This window comes from Microcoleus harperi Pol14_C6 (genome assembly GCF_036701295.1).
Lineage (GTDB): Bacteria > Cyanobacteriota > Cyanobacteriia > Cyanobacteriales > Microcoleaceae > Microcoleus.
In genome coordinates, this window is record NZ_JAUBQN010000090.1 from 1 (window position 1) to 5,282 (window position 5,282).

Consider the following 5,282-nt stretch of genomic DNA (forward strand, 5'->3'; position numbering starts at 1 on the left):
AATGTGAAGTTCGGTGGCCCTTTCAAGGGGTCGCAACCGCAACCGGTATCCGGTTCCGGCACTGGGCCGAATATAGGCGTTGGTGTTGGCGTGGGTGTTGGTGTTGGTTCCTGCGCTGGTGTGGGTGTTGGGATGGGTGGTGTTGGTGTTGGTGTTGGTTCCTGCCCTGGTGTTGGGACGGGTGGTGTTGGTGTTGGGACGGGCGGTGTTGGTGTTGGGACAGGTGGTGTTGGTGTTGGTTCTGGGACGGGTGGTGTCGGTGTTGGGATGGGTGGTGTTGGTGTTGGTGTTGGGACGGGTGGTGTCGGTGTTGGGACGGGGGGTGTCGGTGTTGGGATGGGTGGTGTCGGTGTTGGTTCTGGGACGGGTGTGGGTGTTGGTTCTGGTACGGGTGTTGGTGTTGGTGCGGGCGCCGGAAGGGCAGTTAAAGTGGCGCTGGCGGGGCTGGTAGCGCCCTGGTTGTCTGTAGCGCTGTAGGTGAAATTGGCGGTGGTAAAGTTGGCTGTCGATTGGAAAAATAATTGGTTAATGTCAGCAGGGGTCAGAATTTGACCGGCGGTGACAATCGTGCCACCCGTCTCGGGATTGCCTAAAAATATCAGCCCTTCACTTGCTGGTGGGACGGTGTTAATGGTGAAGGATGCGATCGACCCGTCGGGGTCGCTTCCTCCGAGTCCTGCGATCGGCACAGTGCTGCTGGGGGCGATTTCGAGGTTGACAGGGGCTGCTTCTGGCGGTAGGTTTGGCAATGGCTGCAGCGCCGATACAGTAGCGCTGGCGGGGCTGGTAGCGCCCTGGTTGTCTGTAGCGCTGTAGGTGAAATTGGCGGTGGTAAAGTTGGCTGTCGATTGGAAAAATAATTGGTTAATGTCACCAGGTGTCAGAATTTGACCGGCGGTGACAATCGTACCGCCCGTCTCGGGATTGCCTAAAAATATCAGCCCTTCACTTGCTGGTGGGACGGTGTTGATGGTGAAGGATGCGATCGAGCCGTCGGGGTCGCTTCCTCCGAGTCCTGCGATCGGCACAGTGCTGCTGGGGGTGATCTCGACGTTGACGTTGTTAGCTGTCGGCGGTAGGTTTGGCACTGGCTGCAGCGCCGATACAGTAGCGCTGGCGGGGCTGGTAGCGCCCTGGTTGTCTGTAGCGCTGTAGGTGAAATTGGCGGTGGTAAAGTTAGCTGTCGATTGGAAAAATAATTGGTTAATGTCAGCAGGGGTCAGAATTTGACCGGCGGTGACAATCGTGCCGCCCGTATCGGGATTGCCTAAAAATATCAGCCCTTCACTTGCTAGTGGGACGGTGTTGATGGTGAAGGATGCGATCGAGCCGTCGGGGTCGCTTCCTCCGAGTCCTGCGATCGGCACAGCGCTGCTGGGGGCGATTTCGAGGTTGACGTTGTTAGCTGTCGGCGGTTGGTTGGCGGGAGTCGGAGTCGGTGCGGGAGTCGGAGTTGGAGTCGGGGGTGAGGCGATGCTGGTAGTAACAGTTGCGCCGGGATCGCTGCCGTTATTGTTGCCGGGATTCGGGTCATTCGTGTTTGAGGTACTTCTTGCCGTGTTGCTGACAGTGCCGGTCGCCGGGACTGGGAATCTGACAGTCCGGCTGACGGTCACGCCGTCAGCTAAGCTGGCAATGGGCGGAAAGCTGACAATGCCTGTGGCTGGGTCGTAAATACCGCCGCTTGACGCTGTAACGCCCGTTAAACCTGGAACGATGCTATCTGTAACGGTGATGTTGGTGGCGGTAGTGGGCCCTCTGTTTTCGGTGAGAATGGTGTAGGTGACATTTGACCCAGGAGTGGCCGTAGCGGGTCCGGTTTTGAGCGTAACTACATCAGCGCTATCGGTGATAGTGGTGGTAACTCGCGCTTGGGGACTGCTGCCGTTGTTGTTGTCAGGATTCGGGTCTGGGCTCGTTGAGGTGCTGCTAGCAGTGTTGGCGACGGTGCCGCCGGTGGCGGGAACTGTGAAACTGACGGTTCTGTTGGTGCTGGCTGCGCTGGCTAGGGATGGGATCGCCGTCCAAGTCACAATACCTGTAGTTTCGTTGTAAGTTCCGCCGTCGGAGACGCTGACTCCTGTTAAACCTGGAACAATGCTGTCGGCGATCGCCACATTGGTTGCCGCACTCGGCCCACTGTTAGCCGCCGTAATTGTGTAGGTGACAGTCGAGCCGGCTGCTGCAGTAGCGGGTCCGGTTTTGAGCGTAACTACATCAGCGCTATCGGTGATAGTGGTGGTGACTCGCGCTTGGGGGCTGCTGCCGTTGTTGTTGTCGGGATTCGGGTCTACGCTACTTGATGTGCTGCTAGCAGTGTTGGCGACGGTGCCGCCGGTAGCGGGAACGGCGAAACTGACGGTTCTGTTGGTACTGGCTGCGCTGGCTAGGGATGGGATCGCCGTCCAAGTCACAATACCTGTAGTTTCATTGTAAGTTCCGCCGTCGGAGACGCTGACTCCTGTTAAACCCGGAACAATGCTGTCGGCGATCGCCACATTGGTTGCCGGACTCGGCCCACTGTTAGCCGCCGTAATTGTGTAGGTGACAGTCGATCCTGCCGCCGCGGTAGCGGGGCCGGTTTTGAGTGTAACAACATCAGCGCTATCGTTCGTAATAGTGGTGGTGACTCCCGCCGACGGGCTGCTACCGCTGTTGTTGGCGGGTACGGGATCGATCGTACTGCTGCTGCTGAATACACGGTTTGTAATAGGGCCTAGTGTAGTTGGGGCCGTAACAGTTACGGTGCGGGTCTCGCTGGCCCCAACAGCTAAATTCGGAATACGCCAGGAGACCAGTCTCGTTGTCGGGTTGAAAGTGCCGTTGGCGTCGGCACTGGCAAATACTGCCCCTCGGGGCAGTATGTCTTCAACCAGCACGTTTTCAGCAGGGTTCGGCCCGTTATTTACTGTCGTAATTGTGTAAGTAATGCTGCTGCCCGGTGCTGCCGCGGCCGCGCCTTTTTTCGTTGTCGCAACATCTGCTGTAGTAAGCGGCACGTCTATAGTTTGGATCGACAAAGTGCGAACGTCGTGAATATTTGTTGCATCTCCCGTTGAACCAGCAAAACCAAATTTGAATGTTGGCGGGATTTGCCCGTTTATTGCCTCTAAATCGCCAATGTCGATAATAGTCTCGCCCGGATCTGTAAACGAACCATTATTGTTGAGATCAAAGCTAACAGTAAGCTGACGACTGTTGGGCGTTTCAGAAGTGGGAGGTTCCAAAATAACTTGAACTCTTCTTCTGGCTGGTTCGCGAGTGGTAGTGAGGGTGTTGGTCGGCGGACTTACGGGATTGGGAATATTATCTATTCCCCCCGGCACAAAGTTAGAAGTTAAAAACCGATATTGCGTAGCTTGGCTACCTCGAAGCGTTACCGCATCTGGTCTACGCCCCCCCCCAATTCCGCCTGTACGCCCTTCATTTTCAGTTGAAAAATTTCCGAATTCATCCAATCCAATTCCTAAATAACCTCCGAGTAAACCCAACTGATTTTCGTCTGTATTTTGGGCGTAGCCGAGAGAACCTCCATAGCCTCCAGCTTTTGTTGGCGTCACACTACCGTCAATTAAAAAGAAACTTATGCCGTCTCCTGTCAAATCATTGCGTAAAGGAGGACGTGCAGTGCCGTTGTAGGCAAATATATCGAAGACAATTTTAAGGCCACTGCTGGCTGGTACTGGACTGTTATAGATGGCAAAAGTAGATTGGTCAAAACTTCTTGAAGTTAATCTCAAAGCCCCGCTGCCGACCGGGTCGATGTTCAAACCCGGAAAACTCTCCGTTCCGGTTCCTGCGGTTAAAGCTGGAGCGTCTGACGGGCCGCTGACCCCAGATATCCAAGGCCCTATTAGACTTGCATCTTGAAAGCTTTCGTCAACTAAAGTAACGAGGACAGCACTGTAACTTTCCTGCGTTTTTGTTTCAAAGGCTATTGCTGTTTTTACTCGTCCTGCTTTAACATTTAATTGCCAGTTTCCTCCTAATTTTGCACTGCCAATTAAATTATTGGAAGCGGCTATATTTACTCCTGTGAGTTTTCTCAGTTTTCGCACGAAAGCAATCCCTGGTTTTCCAGCCCCAACCCTGCACGCTAATAATAAAATATCGGCTTTTTCGTTGAAGGCATGGCGCCACTGCTGCAAATGCCGATCGTACTTTTGCAAGTTTTCATCCTTCAGTAAAGTTGACCCCAGTTGCACCGAAGCTTCATTGCCGTGAGCAACTATTTGAAGGCTGGCAAGGGAGCTGCGTTTAGCTAAAATCTCAGTAATTTGTTCTACTCCGTCCAGGGTTCGATCGAGGACAATTATCTCTGTCCCTGGTTTTACTCCGCTCGTAAGATGCTGATAATTCTCTACCCTTGGGTCGATGCAAACTAAATGTTTTTTATGTTTAGTCTTGACGCCGCAACTCTCTTTTGCTAAACAGGAAACATCGATCTCCACATCACCGACTAAGGGCGTCCCAATCAAAGAAGCTTTTATGCACTCTGTGTCGCGGCGATCGCAACTTGATTGGTGAATTGGCGAAGAGTAGTTGCACCCTAAATTTTTCATGAGTTACATAGCTCCTTGACTTGTAAAATGTCCATCTTCAGTGGTAGATATTATTGTTAATTGCTAATAAGAAATTGTTAATTACTAATTTCTCAGTTTCGCATAGTTAACAAGTTCTATTTACTGCGATTTTTTTTTGATCGACATCTTCCCAAAGTAGCAGTTCGCTGTGTTTACCTGCGAAATCAGGCATTTTTTTAGCCAAACCTGAGTTAGCGCTAAATTATTCTCACATGGAAAAAAAACGTACACCATGTACGCAAATACGCTGTATAATGCGATATTTTATGCCCAAAAATAGTTGATAGTTGTTCGTTTTTGTATTGATTAGTTATAATATAGTTTTTCTGACTCTTAGTAGGACGTGACTTATTATCAAAGATTATTTAATGATAGTCAATCAGCAGAATATAAGATCATCTCTATTCCCTCAAACAAAGGTAGTAAATTTTCTAGTCACAAACTCCATTTTTTGGCTGTGGTAAGGTCTTAATTACTCACTAAAAACCAATTTTAGACTTCTCGATAAGTTGAAAAACTAAATAATCCACGAGCTTAATTTGGGTAATGTTGCAAAACAGAGAACCCGGTTTATGTAACAAACCGAGTTGGATGATCTCGAAAAAGATTAGCGAATTAAATGCGCTTTTATCTTAAGGAGAAAGAGTGAGAAAATCCAGAGAAGTCAGAGAATTATCAGCGCCAAAAACCTGAGCCAAA

General features: G+C 50.9%; 1 protein-coding gene. It reads right to left on the minus strand.

Annotation, left to right across the window (positions count from 1 at the left end):
- The coding region (locus tag QUA27_RS26920) for a DUF4347 domain-containing protein (protein WP_333072071.1) at positions 1 to 4,562 on the minus strand (4,562 nt) is incomplete at its 3' end.
- Positions 4,563 to 5,282 lie beyond the last annotated feature (720 nt).